The organism is Bradyrhizobium sp. Ec3.3, from assembly GCF_000472925.1.
Lineage (GTDB): Bacteria > Pseudomonadota > Alphaproteobacteria > Rhizobiales > Xanthobacteraceae > Bradyrhizobium.
In genome coordinates this window covers 74,112-90,046 of record NZ_KI421478.1, presented here as the reverse complement: position 1 = coordinate 90,046, position 15,935 = coordinate 74,112, and the positions used below count along the sequence as shown (strand labels likewise).

Annotated in this window: 16 protein-coding genes; 7 read left to right on the top strand and 9 right to left on the bottom strand. The window is 64.0% G+C overall.

What is annotated here, in order from left to right; translation table 11 throughout:
• Window positions 1-52: 52 nt before the first annotated feature.
• Window positions 53-2,209, bottom strand: a complete 2,157-nt coding sequence (katG, locus tag YUU_RS0147075) for a catalase/peroxidase HPI (RefSeq protein WP_027528323.1) — start codon at window positions 2,207-2,209, stop codon at window positions 53-55.
• Window positions 2,210-2,322: 113 nt separating this feature from the next.
• Between katG and YUU_RS0147070 the strand changes: the two genes are divergently transcribed.
• The 3 genes from YUU_RS0147070 to YUU_RS0147060 are packed head-to-tail and all read left to right on the top strand — an operon-like array spanning window position 2,323 to window position 4,227.
• Window positions 2,323-3,255, top strand: coding sequence for a hydrogen peroxide-inducible genes activator (locus tag YUU_RS0147070; protein ID WP_027528322.1), 933 nt, complete (start codon window positions 2,323-2,325; stop codon window positions 3,253-3,255).
• Between the two features lie 12 nt (window positions 3,256-3,267).
• Window positions 3,268-3,756, top strand: coding sequence for a GNAT family N-acetyltransferase (locus tag YUU_RS0147065; protein ID WP_027528321.1), 489 nt, complete (start codon window positions 3,268-3,270; stop codon window positions 3,754-3,756).
• A gap of 51 nt (window positions 3,757-3,807) precedes the next feature.
• Window positions 3,808-4,227, top strand: coding sequence for a Rid family hydrolase (locus YUU_RS0147060; protein WP_027528320.1), 420 nt, complete (start codon window positions 3,808-3,810; stop codon window positions 4,225-4,227).
• On the opposite strand, the gene YUU_RS59950 is transcribed toward YUU_RS0147060, so the two are convergent.
• Window positions 4,217-4,435, bottom strand: coding sequence for a hypothetical protein (locus YUU_RS59950; protein ID WP_156944961.1), 219 nt, complete (start codon window positions 4,433-4,435; stop codon window positions 4,217-4,219). The genes YUU_RS0147060 and YUU_RS59950 overlap by 11 nt on opposite strands.
• Window positions 4,436-4,521: 86 nt before the next feature.
• On the opposite strand from YUU_RS59950, the gene YUU_RS0147055 reads away from it, so the two are divergent.
• Entirely contained in the window at window positions 4,522-5,118 is a 597-nt protein-coding gene (locus tag YUU_RS0147055; protein ID WP_027528319.1) for a glutathione S-transferase family protein, read from the top strand.
• Window positions 5,119-5,134: 16 nt separating this feature from the next.
• Here YUU_RS0147055 and YUU_RS55710 read toward each other — a convergent pair whose 3' ends face one another.
• The 4 genes from YUU_RS55710 to fabA form a co-directional block, all read right to left on the bottom strand.
• The gene (locus tag YUU_RS55710; protein ID WP_051390303.1) at window positions 5,135-7,120 is read right to left on the bottom strand and encodes an autotransporter outer membrane beta-barrel domain-containing protein; all 1,986 of its coding nucleotides are present in this window, start codon (window positions 7,118-7,120) and stop codon (window positions 5,135-5,137) included.
• A gap of 140 nt (window positions 7,121-7,260) precedes the next feature.
• Window positions 7,261-8,058: an enoyl-ACP reductase FabI gene (gene fabI, locus YUU_RS0147045; protein WP_027528317.1), complete on the bottom strand. Its 798-nt coding sequence runs from the start codon at window positions 8,056-8,058 to the stop codon at window positions 7,261-7,263.
• Between the two features lie 154 nt (window positions 8,059-8,212).
• Complete coding sequence (gene fabB / locus YUU_RS0147040; RefSeq protein WP_027528316.1) at window positions 8,213-9,436, bottom strand: beta-ketoacyl-ACP synthase I; 1,224 nt, start codon at window positions 9,434-9,436, stop codon at window positions 8,213-8,215.
• Between the two features lie 48 nt (window positions 9,437-9,484).
• Window positions 9,485-10,006 carry a bifunctional 3-hydroxydecanoyl-ACP dehydratase/trans-2-decenoyl-ACP isomerase gene (fabA, locus tag YUU_RS0147035; RefSeq protein ID WP_027528315.1) on the bottom strand — a complete coding sequence of 174 codons (522 nt, stop codon included), beginning with the start codon at window positions 10,004-10,006 and terminating at the stop codon, window positions 9,485-9,487.
• Between the two features lie 352 nt (window positions 10,007-10,358).
• On the opposite strand from fabA, the gene irrA reads away from it, so the two are divergent.
• The gene (gene irrA / locus YUU_RS0147030) at window positions 10,359-10,850 is read left to right on the top strand and encodes an iron response transcriptional regulator IrrA (protein WP_027528314.1); all 492 of its coding nucleotides are present in this window, start codon (window positions 10,359-10,361) and stop codon (window positions 10,848-10,850) included.
• Between the two features lie 177 nt (window positions 10,851-11,027).
• On the opposite strand, the gene YUU_RS0147025 is transcribed toward irrA, so the two are convergent.
• On the bottom strand, window positions 11,028-11,555 hold the full coding sequence (locus YUU_RS0147025) for an SH3 domain-containing protein (RefSeq protein WP_027528313.1): 528 nt from the start codon (window positions 11,553-11,555) through the stop codon (window positions 11,028-11,030).
• 328 nt (window positions 11,556-11,883) lie between these two features.
• Here YUU_RS0147025 and YUU_RS0147020 point away from each other — a divergent pair, with 328 nt between their 5' ends.
• Window positions 11,884-12,885, top strand: a complete 1,002-nt coding sequence (locus tag YUU_RS0147020; RefSeq protein ID WP_027528312.1) for a D-glycerate dehydrogenase — start codon at window positions 11,884-11,886, stop codon at window positions 12,883-12,885.
• A gap of 3 nt (window positions 12,886-12,888) precedes the next feature.
• Here the strand turns inward: YUU_RS0147020 and YUU_RS0147015 are convergent, their stop codons facing one another.
• Complete coding sequence (locus YUU_RS0147015; RefSeq protein WP_027528311.1) at window positions 12,889-13,800, bottom strand: LysR family transcriptional regulator; 912 nt, start codon at window positions 13,798-13,800, stop codon at window positions 12,889-12,891.
• 116 nt (window positions 13,801-13,916) lie between these two features.
• Here YUU_RS0147015 and YUU_RS0147010 point away from each other — a divergent pair, with 116 nt between their 5' ends.
• Window positions 13,917-14,924 carry an aldo/keto reductase gene (locus YUU_RS0147010; RefSeq protein ID WP_027528310.1) on the top strand — a complete coding sequence of 336 codons (1,008 nt, stop codon included), beginning with the start codon at window positions 13,917-13,919 and terminating at the stop codon, window positions 14,922-14,924.
• Between the two features lie 12 nt (window positions 14,925-14,936).
• Here the strand turns inward: YUU_RS0147010 and YUU_RS0147005 are convergent, their stop codons facing one another.
• Window positions 14,937-15,740 carry a molybdopterin-synthase adenylyltransferase MoeB gene (locus tag YUU_RS0147005; RefSeq protein WP_027528309.1) on the bottom strand — a complete coding sequence of 268 codons (804 nt, stop codon included), beginning with the start codon at window positions 15,738-15,740 and terminating at the stop codon, window positions 14,937-14,939.
• Between the last annotated feature and the right edge of the window lie 195 nt (window positions 15,741-15,935).

Genomic DNA, 15,935 nt, shown 5'->3' with positions numbered 1-15,935 from the left:
CCGCCCTTTTTGTTTTCCTTCACCTCTCCCCAGCGGGAAGAGGTAGAGCACCTCAGGCGATGTCGAAGCGATCGGCGTTCATCACCTTGGTCCAGGCCGCGACGAAGTCCTTGGCGAACTTCTGCTTCGAATCCGCGCTCGCATAGACTTCGGCGAAGGCGCGGAGCTGGGAGTGCGAGCCGAAGATCAGGTCGGCGCGGGTCGCGGTCCACTTGACCGCATTGGTCTTGCGGTCACGTCCCTCATACGCGCCGTTGGCAACCGGCGCCCACTGCGTGCTCATGTCGAGCAGGTTGACGAAGAAGTCGTTGGTCAGCGTCCCCGGCTTCGCCGTGAACACGCCGTTCTTCGAACCGCCTGCGTTGGCACCGAGCACGCGCAGACCGCCGACGAGAACCGTCAGCTCCGGCGCGGTGAGCACGAGCAGCTGCGCCCGGTCCACCAAAGCTTCCTCCTGCCTCAGGAACTGATGCTTGCCGCCGACATAGTTGCGGAAGCCGTCAGCCCGCGGCTCGAGCGGCGCGAAGGACGGAACGTCCGTCTGCTCCTGCGACGCATCCATGCGGCCCGGCGTGAACGGCACCTTCACGTCGATACCGGCGTCCTTCGCAGCCTTCTCGACCGCGGCGCCACCGCCGAGGACGATGAGGTCGGCAAGCGAGACCTTCTTCTTGCCCGCGTTGAACTCCTTCTGGATCGCCTCGAGCTTGCCGAGCACCTTGGAGAGCTGGGCCGGCTGGTTGACCTCCCAGTCCTTCTGCGGGGCAAGGCGGATACGCGCGCCGTTGGCGCCACCGCGCTTATCGGAGCCGCGGAAGGTCGAGGCCGATGCCCAGGCCGTGGAGACCAGCTCGGACACCGAGAGGCCGGAAGCCAGGATCTTCGTCTTCAGGCCATCGACGTCGTGCTCGCTGACGAGCTCATGATCGACGGCCGGAATCGGATCCTGCCAGATCAGCGTCTCCTTCGGCACCAGCGGGCCGAGGTAGCGCGCGATCGGACCCATGTCGCGGTGGGTGAGCTTGAACCAGGCGCGGGCAAAGGCGTCCGCGAACTGGTCGGGATGCGCGAGGAAGCGCCGCGAGATCTTCTCATAGGCCGGATCGAAACGCAGCGAGAGGTCGGTCGTGAGCATGGTCGGAACATGCTTCTTGGACTTGTCGAACGCGTCCGGAATGACCGCCTCGGTCACCTTGGCCTTCCACTGCTGCGCGCCCGCGGGGCTCTTGGTCAGCTCCCATTCGTGACCGAACAGGTTCTCGAAGAAATAGTTGCTCCACTTCGTCGGCGTCTGCGTCCAGGTGACTTCCGGACCACCGGTGATCGCGTCGGCGCCGATGCCCGTACCGTGCTTGCTCTTCCAGCCGAGACCCTGATCTTCCAGCGCACCGGCTTCCGGCTCGGGTCCGACGAGAGACGGATCGCCCGCACCGTGGGTCTTGCCGAAGGTGTGGCCGCCGGCGATCAGCGCGACGGTCTCCTCGTCGTTCATCGCCATGCGGAAGAACGTCTCGCGGATGTCCTTGGCGGCCGCGACCGGATCCGGCTTGCCGTTCGGTCCTTCCGGATTGACGTAGATGAGGCCCATCTGCACCGCGCCGAGCGGCTCGGCGAGCTGGCGTTCGCCGCTGTAGCGTTCATCGCCCAGCCACGTGCCTTCGGGACCCCAATACAATTCTTCCGGCTCCCAGACGTCGGCGCGACCACCCGCAAAACCGAACGTCTTGAAGCCCATCGACTCCAGCGCGACGTTGCCGGCGAGAATCATCAGGTCGGCCCACGAGATCTTGCGGCCGTACTTCTGCTTGATCGGCCACAGCAGCCGGCGGGCCTTGTCGAGGTTGGCGTTGTCGGGCCAGCTGTTCAGCGGCGCGAAGCGCTGCTGACCGGCACCGGCGCCACCGCGACCGTCGGTGATGCGGTAAGTGCCCGCGCTGTGCCAGGCCATGCGGATCATCAGGCCGCCATAGTGACCGAAGTCGGCCGGCCACCACTCCTGGGAGTCGGTCATCAGCGCATGCAGGTCCTTGACGACCGCATTCAGGTCGAGCGTCTTGAATTCCTTGGCATAGTCGAAGTCCTCGCCCATCGGATCCGACAGATCGGAATTCCGGTGCAGGACCTGGACATCCAGTTGGTTCGGCCACCACTCGCGGTTCGAGGGTGCGGGTTTGCCGCCCGTGAACGGGCATTTTGCTTGATCGTCCATGAATACCTCCTCTGGTGGCGTCGAACTTCGCCATGACCCAGGTCAAGCGACTCTAGGCGCCCCCTCTTATCAGGTAAAGTTGACTTTAATGATCGCTGCGATAGGATTTTCTGATGATAAATCTGACGCTGCGGCAGCTCCGATATTTCGATGCGCTGGCGCGTCTCGGCCATTTCGGGCGCGCGGCGGAAGCCTGCTCGATCTCGCAGCCGGCGCTGTCGATGCAGATCAAGGAAATGGAGGAGACGCTCGGCGGCCTCTTGCTCGAGCGCAGCGCGCGCCAGGTCGCACTCACGCGCTTCGGCGAGGAGCTCGCCCAGCGCGTGCGCGAGATCCTGCGCTCGGTCGATGAGCTCGGCGACTTCGCGCGCGCCTCGCGCGACCGCTTCGCCGGCCGCCTGCGCATTGGCATGATCCCGACGATCGCGCCCTATCTGCTGCCCACGATCACCAAGAACCTCACGCGCCTGCATCCGGAGCTCGATATCCGCGTGCGCGAGACGATGACACCCAAGCTGATCCAGGAGCTGACCGAAGGCCGGCTCGACACCGCGATCGTCGCGCTGCCGGTCTCCGAACCATCGTTGACCGAAGTTGCACTGTTCGAGGAAAAATTCCTGCTGGTGCGACCGGGCACGGATGAGGGAACGCCGGTGCCCTCACGCGAGATGATGCGCGAGATGCGGCTCTTGCTGCTCGAGGAAGGACATTGTTTCCGCGACCAGGCGCTGTCGTTCTGCAATATGCAATCGGCCCCGCCGCGCGAGATGCTGGATGCGAATTCACTGTCGACGCTGGTTCAGATGGTCAGCGCCGGCATCGGCGTGACCTTGATCCCGGAAATGGCCCTGCCGGTGGAGACGCGCTCGGCCTCCGTCTCGGTCGCGCGCTTCGCCGATCCGCAGCCCTCGCGCACCATCGGCATGGTCTGGCGCAAGACCAGCCCGCTGGCACGGCAGCTCCTGCAAATCTCCGAGGTGGTGTGCCTGTCGGCCGGCAAGGTGCGCGCACGGCATGCGGCAACAGCCGCTCCACGCAGGGCCTGATCGATCATACCCATGTCCACTCCGGTCATCCGTCCTGCCGAGCCGCACGAATACGACGAGATCGCCCGCGTCTGGATGGAGAGCTGGGTCTCGACCGGCCTGGCGGAGGCAAGCAATTTCCTGCTCGCGAACCTGCGCGCGCGCGTGCGGCGCGAGATCGAGGATGGCTGGAGCCTCTTTGTCGCCGATGATCATGGCGTGATCGCCGCCATGCTGGCGCTGCATCTGCCAAAACTCTATCTCGACATGCTCTTCGTCGCGCCAAGCTATCAGGGACGCTCGCTCGGCCGGCAGCTGCTCGCCTTCACGCGGACGCAGTTGCCCGACGAGATCGTCCTGCGCTGCGTGCGTGAGAACGAGAAGGCTTGGCGCTGGTACGAGCGCGAGGGCTTCATGTTCGAGCGGGAAGAGATCGCGACGGCAACGGGCTTCATGATGAAGTGCTATCGGTGGCGCAGAAAGAACAGCGTCGATCGATTGCCAGGTAGTGTCCTAGTTTGAAATGAAGGGCTGCCTGCGATAGGCTCGCGATGCTCGCGACGGGAGAGCAATGTGGCGAGGTTCAAGCTTAATTCTCCGGGCGCTTGGGGCGAAAAGAACGCCAGAGAATACAGCTATTCGATGGTCTTGGAGACCGATGGCCGAGTTGAGTTATCCGGCCAAGGCGGCTGGCATCCTGATACGCTCGATTTCCCGGTCGGCGTTCCGATTGAGGCAGAGATCAATCAAGCCTTCGATAATGTGGCCTTCATGCTGAATGAGGTCGGGCTTGATTGGGCAAACGTCGCTCACATCAACTCATACCATACGCCGGAACCGGACGGGACGATCCTTGCAGCTACAGCGGAGATGGCGCGGCAGTTTCGCCTTCGGATGCCCGATCATAAGCCGATCTGGACGTGCCTGGGCGTCGCGGTACTTGGCGACCCCAAGATGCACGTCGAAATCCGCGTCACGGCCTTTAGAGAGTGACGGCAACGTGCTTTTTGTAGGGGCTGCGCTTTCCAGGCTTCGGCGCAACAGCGTCCATCTTCTCGCAGAGATCGTCCATCGACCAAAGCGTCTGCGACACGCCAGCGGCGATTGCAGGCTCATTTTCAGTGTCTTGTGCATTTTGATGACGTTGTACCAAAGCGTGCGGAAAGGGAGCGTTGACCAACATCTCGCGTGAAACATGCATCGCAACCCCAGCCGTAGCGACTTGCCAAGTTGCACAAGACGCGCGATGCACGAGGAAGATCGCGTCCCGATGAAAGGTGAGATCCCATGATCAAGCTCTACTGGTCGCCCCGCTCGCGCTCCTTCTCCGCGCTCTGGCTGATGGAAGAAACCGGCCTGCCCTATGAGCGTGTACTGACCGACATCACGACGGGCGCGCAGAAGGCGCCGGAGTACTTGAAGATCAATCCGATGGGCAAGGTACCGGCCCTGGTCGATGGCGATGCCGCGCTCGGCGAGGCGGCCGCGATCTGCGCCTATGTCGCCGATCGCTATCCGGAGACGAAGCTCGCGCCGGCGCCGACCGATCCGCGTCGCGCACGATACCTGCAATGGCTGTTCTTCGGGCCGGCCTGCATCGAGCCCGGGTTGATCCAGATCTTCACCAAGCTCGAGGTGCCCACCTCCACAGCGGCCTGGGGCAGCGCGACGCAAGTGTTCGACGTCCTCGACACCGCGCTGGCCAAGGGACCATGGATCCTTGGCGACGAGTTCACGGCCGCTGACATCGTGATCGGCTCGGGGCTGAACTTCGCCGTGCGGATGTTCAAGTTGGTGCCGCCGCGCCCCAGTTTCGACGCTTATATCGCCCGCTGCGTGGCGCGGCCGGCATTCCAGCGCGCAGAGAAGATCGCGGCGGGGTGAGGCGACTGCGTCGGACTCAAAGCCTGACCTTAAGGACGGCCAGACCGGATTGCTGCAGCAATCCGGACGTCGTGGCCTGGAGGCCGTACCGAATGCCGAGATCGACACGGTCGCTGCCGGCAACGACCAATCCGAGGCCCGCCGAGTAGATCCATGGCGAGAGGTTGAGACCGTTGGTGACGAAGCTCGTGCCACCTCCGGCAAATGTCGCGCTGATCTGTAATCCCCGATTCCACGCGTTGTAGCCGATCCCGACTTCGCCGGTGAGATAGGCTTGCCTCGCCAGCTGATACGCGCCCTTGAGCCCCGTCGTTAGGGTCAGCTCCCGATAGACTTGCGAATCGACGTTGAGGCTGAAGCCGCCGGCACCATTTTCCTGATAGGCGGGCGAACGCACCTGTCCGTAGTCCAGTCGAAATGACGGCACGAGCGTAAGTCCAACCTCGAGCGGGATCTGCTTCTTGACCGCAACACCGACGTGAGCGCTGTAGGACCGATAGTTTCCTGCTGCGGTGTTGTTGATGAAAGTCAGCGAGCGACTTTCTCCATTGTCATTGAGCGCGCCGTCAAGCTGGGCATCGACGTGAAGGTCGCGGCTGACGGCGTAAGCGCCGTAGAGTCCCAGCTGATATGAATCGATGGCGAGCCGATTGGGAATCGCATCCTCGCTTCCCGTGATCGCCTGACGGGAATAGGCAAACACGCCGCCAAGCATCGCGCGTGGCGAAATCGCAGCGTCCGCGCCGACGGCTACGCCGCCGCCGGAGGCGTTGTATCCGGGGACGCCATCGAGGCTTCCCTGCCGGACGATGCCGCCGAACGGCTTCATCCAGACGTTCCGCTCGGGCACAACGCCGGAGCTGAGCCCACGAATGTCGTCAAGACGTCCCGTGACGGCCTGCTGAAGCGCGCGCTGCGTCGCATAGGTCGCCTGCGACGCCGCGCCGGTGAGAACGGGCAATGTCTGATTGATGGCGTTGGACAGGCTCGGACCGCTCAGATTGTCCAGGGCGAGGAAGCCCGGCACCATGGAGCCCGTCCAGCCAAGCGACGTCGTGGACATTTGGTAGAGCGTGTCGGCCGCGCCAATCCCTGCCCGGTTGTTCTGGGATCGCAGGGTGACGGCATAGGGCTGCACTAGCGACAGGTAGGCTATCGCGCCGGTCGGATTGCCCGTCGGGTCGTAGGTGCTGACCAGCATCTGCGAACCCGACGCGTCGCCGCTTGCGGTCCCATAGAGACTGGTGAGATTGCCGCGTGACAGCGTGTTGAAGAGAACGTTGCCCTCCGGCGTCACGGAGCCCAGCAGGGTGAAACTGGTGGCACCGCCTGTGGGCGCGATACCGACGCCCCAGAAATATCCGTTCTGATAATTCGTGATGACGAAACGTCCGGGAGTGGACGTGCCGAACAGGGCGGGACTGACGATCCGCCACGGCGTGCCGGCCGTCCATGCCCATTGCGGCACCGAATTGGCCGGGACGGCCTGCGAGGGCGGCGGCGTGAAGGTCGCGGGGTCATAGGGCAGCATATAGGCCCAGTGGGTCACGAGGAGGCTATCCCCCGTGATCATCTGCATTTCCATCTCCGTTACACCGTTGATAGATCGCATGTTGCCGAGGCCGACGGTCACGGCGCCTCCCGAGGTCGGCGTGAACAGCATCGTGATCTGCCCCGCCGTCGTCACGAAGCCCTGGATCGTGGAGGTGTCGGTCACGAGCGCCGACCCGATCTTGAGCTGCGCGACGCTGGTCCCGGTGAATGATCCATTCGTCGCGGTGGATAGCGACCACAGCGTCTGATCGCCGATTGGAATCGGATTCGAAAAACCCGTTATCGGCGCAGCGTAGGCCAGCAATTGTGCCGTCGGCACGTACCAGTGCGTATTGGACAGGGCCGAATCCCAGATCGCCGACTGTGCCAGGACAGGGAAGCTCGCGCAGGTCAGGGCAGCGCCCGCAATGGACGCGAGCACACCCGCGCAACAGATCGCACGCACCATCGGCAAGATTCCTCCCGAACCGCGGGACGCGCCGGTCGTGCGGCGCTACCGGGCGCAGGAAACATCATCCTATTGCCGAGTCTGCCCCATGATCGTGGGGTGCGAGGAGGCGCCGCGGCCCCGGTCGGGCCTCGGAAGGCTCATTCCGCCTTCAGATCTTCCGGCTTCGGCATCAGGACGATGTTGTAGCCGGAATCGACGTAGTGCACCTCGCCGGTGACGCCGCCGGACAGATCCGACAGCAGATACAGCGCCGAGCCGCCGAGTTCGTCGAGCGTGACGCCGCGGCGGAGCGGCGCATGCTTCTGCTGGAAAGCGAACATCGCGCGTGCCTCGCCGATGCCCGAGCCGGCGAGCGTGCGGATGGGGCCTGCAGAGATCGCATTGACGCGGATGCCTCGTGGACCGAAATCGGCGGCGAGATAACGCACCGAGGCTTCCAGCGCCGCCTTGGCCACGCCCATCACGTTGTAATTCGGCATCGCGCGCATGGAGGCGCCGAAGGTCAGCGTGATCATGCTGCCGCCCTCCGTCATCAGTTCGGCAGCGCGCTTGGCCACTTCCGTGAACGAGAAGCAGGAGATCACCATGGTGCGCGAAAAATTCTCGCGGCTGGTGTCGGCGTAGCGGCCCTTCAGCTCGTTCTTGTCGGCAAAGCCGATCGCGTGGATCACAAAATCGAGTTTGCCCCACTTTTCGCGCAAGGCAGCGAATGTGGCATCGACACTGGCGATGTCCTCGACGTCGCAAGGCAGCACCAATTCCACGCCAAGAGACTCCGCCAGCGGCTTGACGCGCTTGCCTAGGGCATCGCCCTGGAAGGTGAAGGCAAGCTCGGCGCCGTGGGCATGCAGCGCCTTCGCCATGCCCCAGGCGATCGAGTGATCATTGGCGATGCCCATGATCAGACCGCGCTTGCCTTTCATCAGACCTTCCATCGCCTCATAGCTCCCATTTCGACGTCATCGCCCGCCTTGTGCGCACTTGCGCACTGGAGCGGGCGATCCAGTATTCCAGGACGGTTCGTGATAAATCGAGAGGCCGCGGCGTACTGGATGGCCCGCCTTCGCGGGGCATGACCAAATCGAACAATCACGCATCCAGCCGGCTGAACACCAGCGTGGCGTTGGTGCCGCCGAAGCCGAAGGAGTTCGACAGCACGGTGCCGATCTTGGCGTTGTCGATGCGCTTGCGCACGATCGGCATGTCGGCGAACACCGGATCGAGCTCCTGGATGTGCGCGCTCTCGCAGATGAAGCCGTTGTTCATCATCAGCAGCGAGTAAATCGCCTCCTGCACGCCGGTTGCGCCCAGCGAATGGCCGGTGAGCGCCTTGGTGGCGGAGATCGGCGGGCACTTCTCGCCGACGCCGAACACCTTCCGGATCGCCTCGATCTCCGGCGGATCACCCGCCGGCGTCGAGGTGGCGTGCGGGTTGATGTAATCGACCTTGGTCTTGACGGTCGACATCGCCATGCGCATGCAGCGGTCGGCGCCTTCACCCGACGGCGCGACCATGTCGTAACCATCCGACGTCGCGCCATAACCGACGATCTCGCCATAGATGCGCGCGCCGCGCGCCTTGGCATGCTCGAGCTCTTCCAGCACCAGCACACCGGCGCCGCCTGCGATGACGAAGCCGTCGCGATTGACGTCATAGGGACGCGAGGCGGTGGCGGGCGTGTCGTTGTATTTCGAGGACATCGCGCCCATGGCGTCGAACAGGACCGACAGCGACCAGTCCAATTCCTCGCAACCGCCGGCGAAGATGATGTCCTGCTTGCCGATCTGGATCGTCTCGTAGGCATTGCCGATGCAATGGTTCGACGTCGCACAGGCCGACGAGATCGAATAGTTCACGCCCTTGATCTTGAACCAGGTCGCGAGCGTCGCGGACGCCGTCGACGACATCGCCTTCGGCACCGCGAAAGGTCCGACACGCTTCGGTCCCTTGCTGCGGGTAATGTCGGCGGATTCGACGATGGTGCGGGCCGACGGGCCGCCTGAGCCCATAATGATGCCGGTGCGGATGTTGGAGACTTCGTCAGGCCCGAGGCCGGAATCCTGGATCGCCTGCTCCATTGCGATGTGATTCCACGCGGCGCCCTGGCCGAGGAAGCGCATCGCGCGCCGGTCGATCACAGCGGCGGGATCGAGCGTCGGCTCGCCCTGCACCTGCGAGCGGAAGCCCATCTCGGCATATTTCTCTGCCCGCGAGATGCCTGACTTCGCCTCGTGAAGGCTCGCAAGCACTTCCTGGGTGTTGTTTCCGATGGACGAGACAATGCCCATCCCGGTGACCACAACCCGCCTCATGACCGCCTCGCCCTAATCGTTGTCGCCTTCAAATTGATGCGCCTTGCTTCAGCCCAGGCTCGTGCCCTGCTTGAACAGGCCGACCTTCAGATCCTTGGCGCGATAGATAATCGTGTCGTCGACCGAAAGCCACCCGTCGGCAATGCCCAACACCAGCTTTGAGCGCATTACGCGCTTGATATCGACCTGGTACACGACCTTGCGGGCCTCGGGCAGCACCTGGCCGCCGAACTTCAACTCGCTCAACCCCAGCGCGCGGCCGCGTCCCTCGCCGCCGATCCAGCCGAGGTAGAACCCGACCATCTGCCAGAGCGCGTCGAGGCCTAGGCAGCCCGGCATCACCGGGTCGTTCTTGAAATGGCAGCCGAAGAACCAGAGGTCCGGCTTGACGTCGAGCTCGGCCCGCACCAGCCCCTTGCCGAACTCGCCGCCGGTATCCGAAATTTCCGTGATGCGGTCGAACATCAGCATCGGCGGCAGCGGCAACTGGGCGTTGCCTGGGCCGAACATCTCGCCGCGGGCACACGCCAGCAAATCCTCGTATTCGTAACCGTTGCGCCTGTTCAGCATCCCGGAGCCTCTGTTCAAATCCCGATGGGGCAGTTTTGGCGAGAATGGCCCCGTTTCTCGACGGAAGGAGCGCCATTCGCCGTTGTCAGGCGCGAAAACCGCGTGACCGGACGGACCGCGGGCCAAGCCTCGTTGAGCCCGGCTGCGCCAAAATCGGTTAAGCGGGACCGCGCGCTCTCTATCATAGGCCCTCCCGGCGTCAAAGCGCCCTTTACAGGGTAAAATGATCGCATCTCGTCCCGGTTCCGGACCGACTTAGAACCGCTCTAGTTGCGAGAAACTTGCATCTGCATCTATCCGTCCATATATTGCAGAACAATAGTGTTTTTCCTCGCGTGCCCTGAAATCGGAAATGAGCGATAGCGCCCCGAACCACCATGACGAAACCGCCCATTCCGCGTCCCTCCACTCCGGACGCCAGCCGGCCCTGACCGGCTGCCCGTGGCACGACGTCAACGAAATGCTCCAGGCCGCCGGGCTTCGCCCGACGCGCCAGCGCATGGCGCTGGGCTGGCTGCTGTTCGGCAAGGGTGCCCGGCACCTCACCGCCGAAATGCTCTACGAGGAAGCGACGCTGGCCAAGGTTCCGGTGTCGCTGGCGACCGTCTACAACACGCTGAACCAGCTTACCGATGCCGGTCTGCTGCGCCAGGTCAGCGTCGACGGCACCAAGACCTATTTCGACACCAACGTCACCACGCACCACCACTATTATCTCGAGAACAGCCACGAGCTGGTCGACATTCCCGACCCGCATCTGGCGCTCTCGAAGATGCCCGACGTGCCCGAGGGCTACGAGATCGCGCGCATCGACATGGTGGTGCGCCTGCGCAAGAAGCGCTGAGTTCTCGAAACAGGACGAGAGATCGTCATGGCCGGGCTTGTCCCGGCCATTTTTATTTGCGTGGTCATTCCGGGATGGTGCGCGAGCACCAGACCTCCGAGCGCAATTGCGCTTCGGGGAATCTCGAGATCCCGGATTGCGATGCTGACGCATCGCCCCGGGATGACGCCTGCGGCGTCAGTTCACCAGCTCGTCGGAGTAGACGCCCCAGAGCCGCTCCTGCTGGATCCAGCCGTCGAAACCGTTGCCCATGACGTGGCACCAGCCTGTGGTGCATTTCTTGACCTGGGCGACGACGCCGGCCTGGAGCTTTGCGGCGACCGCGCTCTCGGTGTCGGCGCGATCATAGATCGGCGCGAGATCGTCCTTGTGCTTCATGGTGACGACCGCGGTGCGGCGCCCCGACAGCAATGAATGATAGACCCAGCCCTCGGCGCCTTCGGAATCGCGCACCCGGCGCCAGTTCTCGAACTCGGCGGTAATTTCGACCGGCAGGCCGGCGCGGGTGTAGACCCAGGCCACATCGTTGTCCTTGGTCGGGCCGGCGCGGACATTCACATGGTCGGATTTGAGGCTGACATAGCGCGGCACGGGAAGGCCGCTCGCGGTCTGAACCGCGTCCTTGGCCGAATGTCCGGGGCTGACCGATGCGCCCAGCCAACCCAAGACGAGCACCACCACCGACCAAAAACGCCCCAACGCCATCACGACCCGTCTCCTGCCGGAACCCTGGCGCAAGCGAGCCGAATTCCGAGAAATCACTTCCAAATCCATGCCGCATGTCCTCTCCCCGCCCCACGCGGGTCTTTCCCTCCGCTGCCGTGGTTCTTGTCTTGGCCCGGCCATCTGCTAGAGAGGACGAGCGTCTAACAAACCAGTTTGGCCCGATTTTCCGGCCGGAAACGTCGGGAGAGCTTGAAGGAAACGCCGGGGACGATGCGGCAAGGCCAGTGTCGAACAACCGGGTTAATGAGGTCTGAACGGTAAGCCTTTGACCACAGAGGCGGCCAGCGAAGCCTCATGAGAGCAGGACATGTCGGTCAAGAAAAAACCCCTCGTCGTCGTGACACGCAAGCTGCCGGACTCGATCGAGACGCGCATGCGCGAATTGTTCGACGCCCGGATCAATCTTGACGACACCCCGATGTCGCGGGAGCAGATCGCGGAGGCCGCGCGCACGGCCGAAGTGCTGGTCCCGACGGTGACCGACCATATCAACGCCGACATCATCAACCAGCCCGACTGCAAGCTTCGCCTGATCGCGAATTTCGGCAACGGTGTCGACAATATCGACGTCGAGGCGGCGCATGCGCGCGGCATCACCGTCACCAACACGCCGAAGGTTCTGACCGAGGACACCGCCGACATGACCATGGCGCTGATCCTCGCGGTGCCGCGCCGGCTGATCGAGGGCGCCTCGGTGCTCACGGAAGGCAAACCCTGGGCGGGCTGGTCGCCGACCTGGATGCTCGGCCATCGCATCGGCGGCAAGCGCCTCGGCATTGTCGGCATGGGCCGCATCGGCCAGGCCGTGGCGCGCCGTGCCCGCGCCTTCGGCCTGCAGATCCACTATCACAATCGCCGTCCCGTCGCCCCGAAGATCGCTGAGGAGCTTGGCGCGACCTATTGGGAAAGCCTCGACCAGATGCTGGCGCGGATGGACATCATCTCGGTGAACTGTCCGCACACGCCTGCGACCTATCACCTGCTCTCGGCACGGCGGCTGAAGCTGATCCGGAAAGAGGCCTATATCGTCAACACCGCGCGCGGCGAGGTGACCGACGAGGATACGCTGATCAAGCTGATCGAAGCCGGCGAGATCGGCGGCGCCGGCCTCGACGTCTACGAGCACGAGCCCGCGGTCAATCCGAAGCTGGTGCGGCTCGCGAAAGCCGGCAAGGTGACGCTGCTGCCGCACATGGGCTCGGCCACCATCGAAGGCCGCGTCGACATGGGCGAGAAGGTGATCATCAACATCCGCACCTTCCTCGACGCTCACAAGCCGCCGGATCGCGTGCTACCGAGCATGCTCTGAGATTTATTGTTCGCGCGTCTCGCGTTTGCGCCAGCCGGCGACGAAATCGATGAAGGCGCGCAGCGCGGGCGGCGTTTGGCGCCGGCTCGGATAGTACAGGAACGGTCCCGGAAACGGCTCGCACCAATCCTCCAGCATGCTCACCAGCGCACCGGACTTCAGGGCTTCGCCGACATAGCCATCAAGGCTTGCCCAGATGCCAGCGCCGTCCAGCGCGGCACGCATGGCAAGACCCATGTTGGTCGAGATCAGCTTGGCCGGTGGATCGACTTTCATGATCTGGCCGCCCTTCTCGAATTCCCAATCGTGCATGACGCCGCTGCTGTAGCGGGCGCGGATGCAATCATGGTCGAGCAAATCTTTCGGGTGCCGGGGCATGCCGCGCCGCGCGACGTAATCGGGTGATGCGACGACGACATAGCTTTGCGGACCGCTCAGCGAGATCGCCACCATGTCCTGCGCGAGATGCTCGCCATAGCGCACGCCGGCATCGAAGCCCGCACTGACGATGTCGACGAAACCGCTTTCGGAAACGATGTCGAGATCGACCTGCGGATAGGCCGCGAGGAACGGCCCGACCATCGGTGCCAACACCAGATCGACCGCCGGCGGCGGCGCATTGATGCGCAGGCGGCCCGACGCAACCTCGCGCAGGCCCCGGACCTGATCGAGGGCATTACCAACATCCCGCAGCGCCGGGGCCACGCGCGACAGCAGCAGCTCGCCTGCCTCGGTCAGCGCGACGCTGCGGGTGGTGCGGTTCATCAGACGGACGCCGAGGCGCTCCTCCAGATCTCGTAGGCGCTGACTGAGACTCGACACGGATACGCGAATGTCCTGCGCCGCGCGCCGGAAGTTGCGGGTGCGGGCGACAGCAACGAAGACGTCGAGATCACGCAGGTCAGGATCGGCCATTGTTCGATATGATGAACAAGCTATTCTGAATTGTCCAGCTTATCGGCGTAATCGGCCATGCGCATATCTGACCTCATCACGCGGCGCAGCCTGCCCGCCATTCGAGGAGAGCCATCATGGAACAGCGCAAACTCGGTTCAACCGGCCCCACCGTCACTGCGATCGGTCTCGGCTGCATGGGCATGTCGGAGGTCTACGGACCGGCCGACCGCGATGAGAGCATCGCCACGATCCATGCGGCGCTCGATGCGGGCATCACGCTGCTCGACACCGGCGACTTTTACGCCATGGGCCACAATGAAATGCTGATCCGGGAAGCGTTGAAGGATCGCCCGCGCGACAAGGTGCAGCTCAGCGTCAAATTCGGCGCGCTGCGCGGACCCGCCGGTGAATTCGCCGGAATCGATTGCCGGCCGGCCGCGATCAAGAACTTCCTCGCCTATTCGCTTCAGCGGCTCGGCACCGATTACATCGACATCTATCGCCCGGCGCGGCTCGATCCCAATGTTCCGATCGAGGAGCCGATCGGCGGAATCGCCGAGCTGGTGAAGGCCGGCTACATCAGGCATATCGGCCTGTCCGAGGTTGGCTCCGACACCATTCGCCGCGCGCACGCCGTACATCCGATCGTCGATCTCCAGATCGAATATTCGCTGATCGCGCGCGGCATCGAGCGCGATATTTTGAAGACCTGCCGCGAGCTCGGCATCGGCATCACCGCCTATGGCGTGCTGTCGCGCGGTCTGATCAGCGGCCACTGGACAAAGGACAGCGGCAAGGCCGGCAGGGATTACCGGTTGATGACCCCGCGCTTCCACGGGGCGAACCTCGACGCCAATCTCGCGCTTGTCGACTCGCTGCGTGCGATCGCTACCGAGATCGGTGCCACGCCGGCGCAGGTTGCGATCGCGTGGGTGGCGGCGCAGGGCAAGGAGATCGTGCCGCTGGTCGGCGCCCGCACCCGCAACCGTCTCACCGAGGCGCTCGGCTCGACCAAGGTGACACTGACGCCGGCGCATCTTGCGGCGCTCGCAAAAGCCTTCCCGCCGGATGTCGCCTCCGGCACGCGCTATGCCGCCGAGCAGATGGCACATCTGGACAGCGAGCGGCCGCTCGCGCGCTGAGCAAGCCCGCCACTACTCGCGGTGGATGCTCAGATCGTCGAAGACGGGTCCATCGCCGTTGAGCGGATTGGCCGGATCGCGCGCGTAGCGCAGCGTCTCGAAGCGCATCGCGCGCGCATCCAGCATCAACAGACGGCCGACCAGGCCCTCGCCGAAGCCGACGATCTCACGGATTGCTTCCAGCGCCATCATCGAGCCCAGCACGCCGGCGAGCGCGCCCATCACGCCGGCTTCGGAGCAGGCCGGCACGGTGCCCGGCGGCGGCGCCTCCGGGAACAGGCAGCGATAGGTCGGATTGAATTCACCGGCCTCGTTCTTTTCGTGCGCGCGGATTGTCGTCAGCGAACCGTCGAAGGTGCCGAGCGCGGCCGTGATCAGTGGCCTCTTCGCGAAGAAGCAGGCGTCCGAAACCAGATAGCGGGTTGAGAAATTATCGGAGCCGTCGAGCACGAGGTCGTAATCGCCGATCAGGCCGAGCGCGTTGTCGGCGTTGAGCCAGGTGGCGTGACCGACGAAGCGCACATGCGGATTGAGGGCCGCGATCCGCTCCGCGGCGCTCTCGACCTTGTGCCGGCCGATATCGGGCGTCGTGTGGATGACCTGGCGCTGAAGGTTGGAGAGCGACACGACGTCGTCATCGACCACGCCGAGCGTGCCGATGCCGGCGGCGGCAAGATACATCAGGGCCGGCGCGCCGAGACCGCCGGCACCGATCACCAGCACGGAGGCCTGCTTCAGCGCGGCCTGACCCGGCCCGCCGACATCGCGCAGCACGATATGGCGGGCATAGCGTTCGAGTTCGTCGGGACTCAGCATCGTCGTTCCTCTCTTGACCCTCATGGTGAGGAGCGCGGAACGCGCGTCTCGACCCTGAAGGCCCGCATGTCACCCGGGGCCATCCTTCGAGACGCGGCCTTGAGGTCGCTCCTCAGGATGAGGACATGAGAACATGGCTTCGCGCCCTCTATCGCAGGCCTGAACCACCCCGAGATTGTTTGCGACCAACGAGAT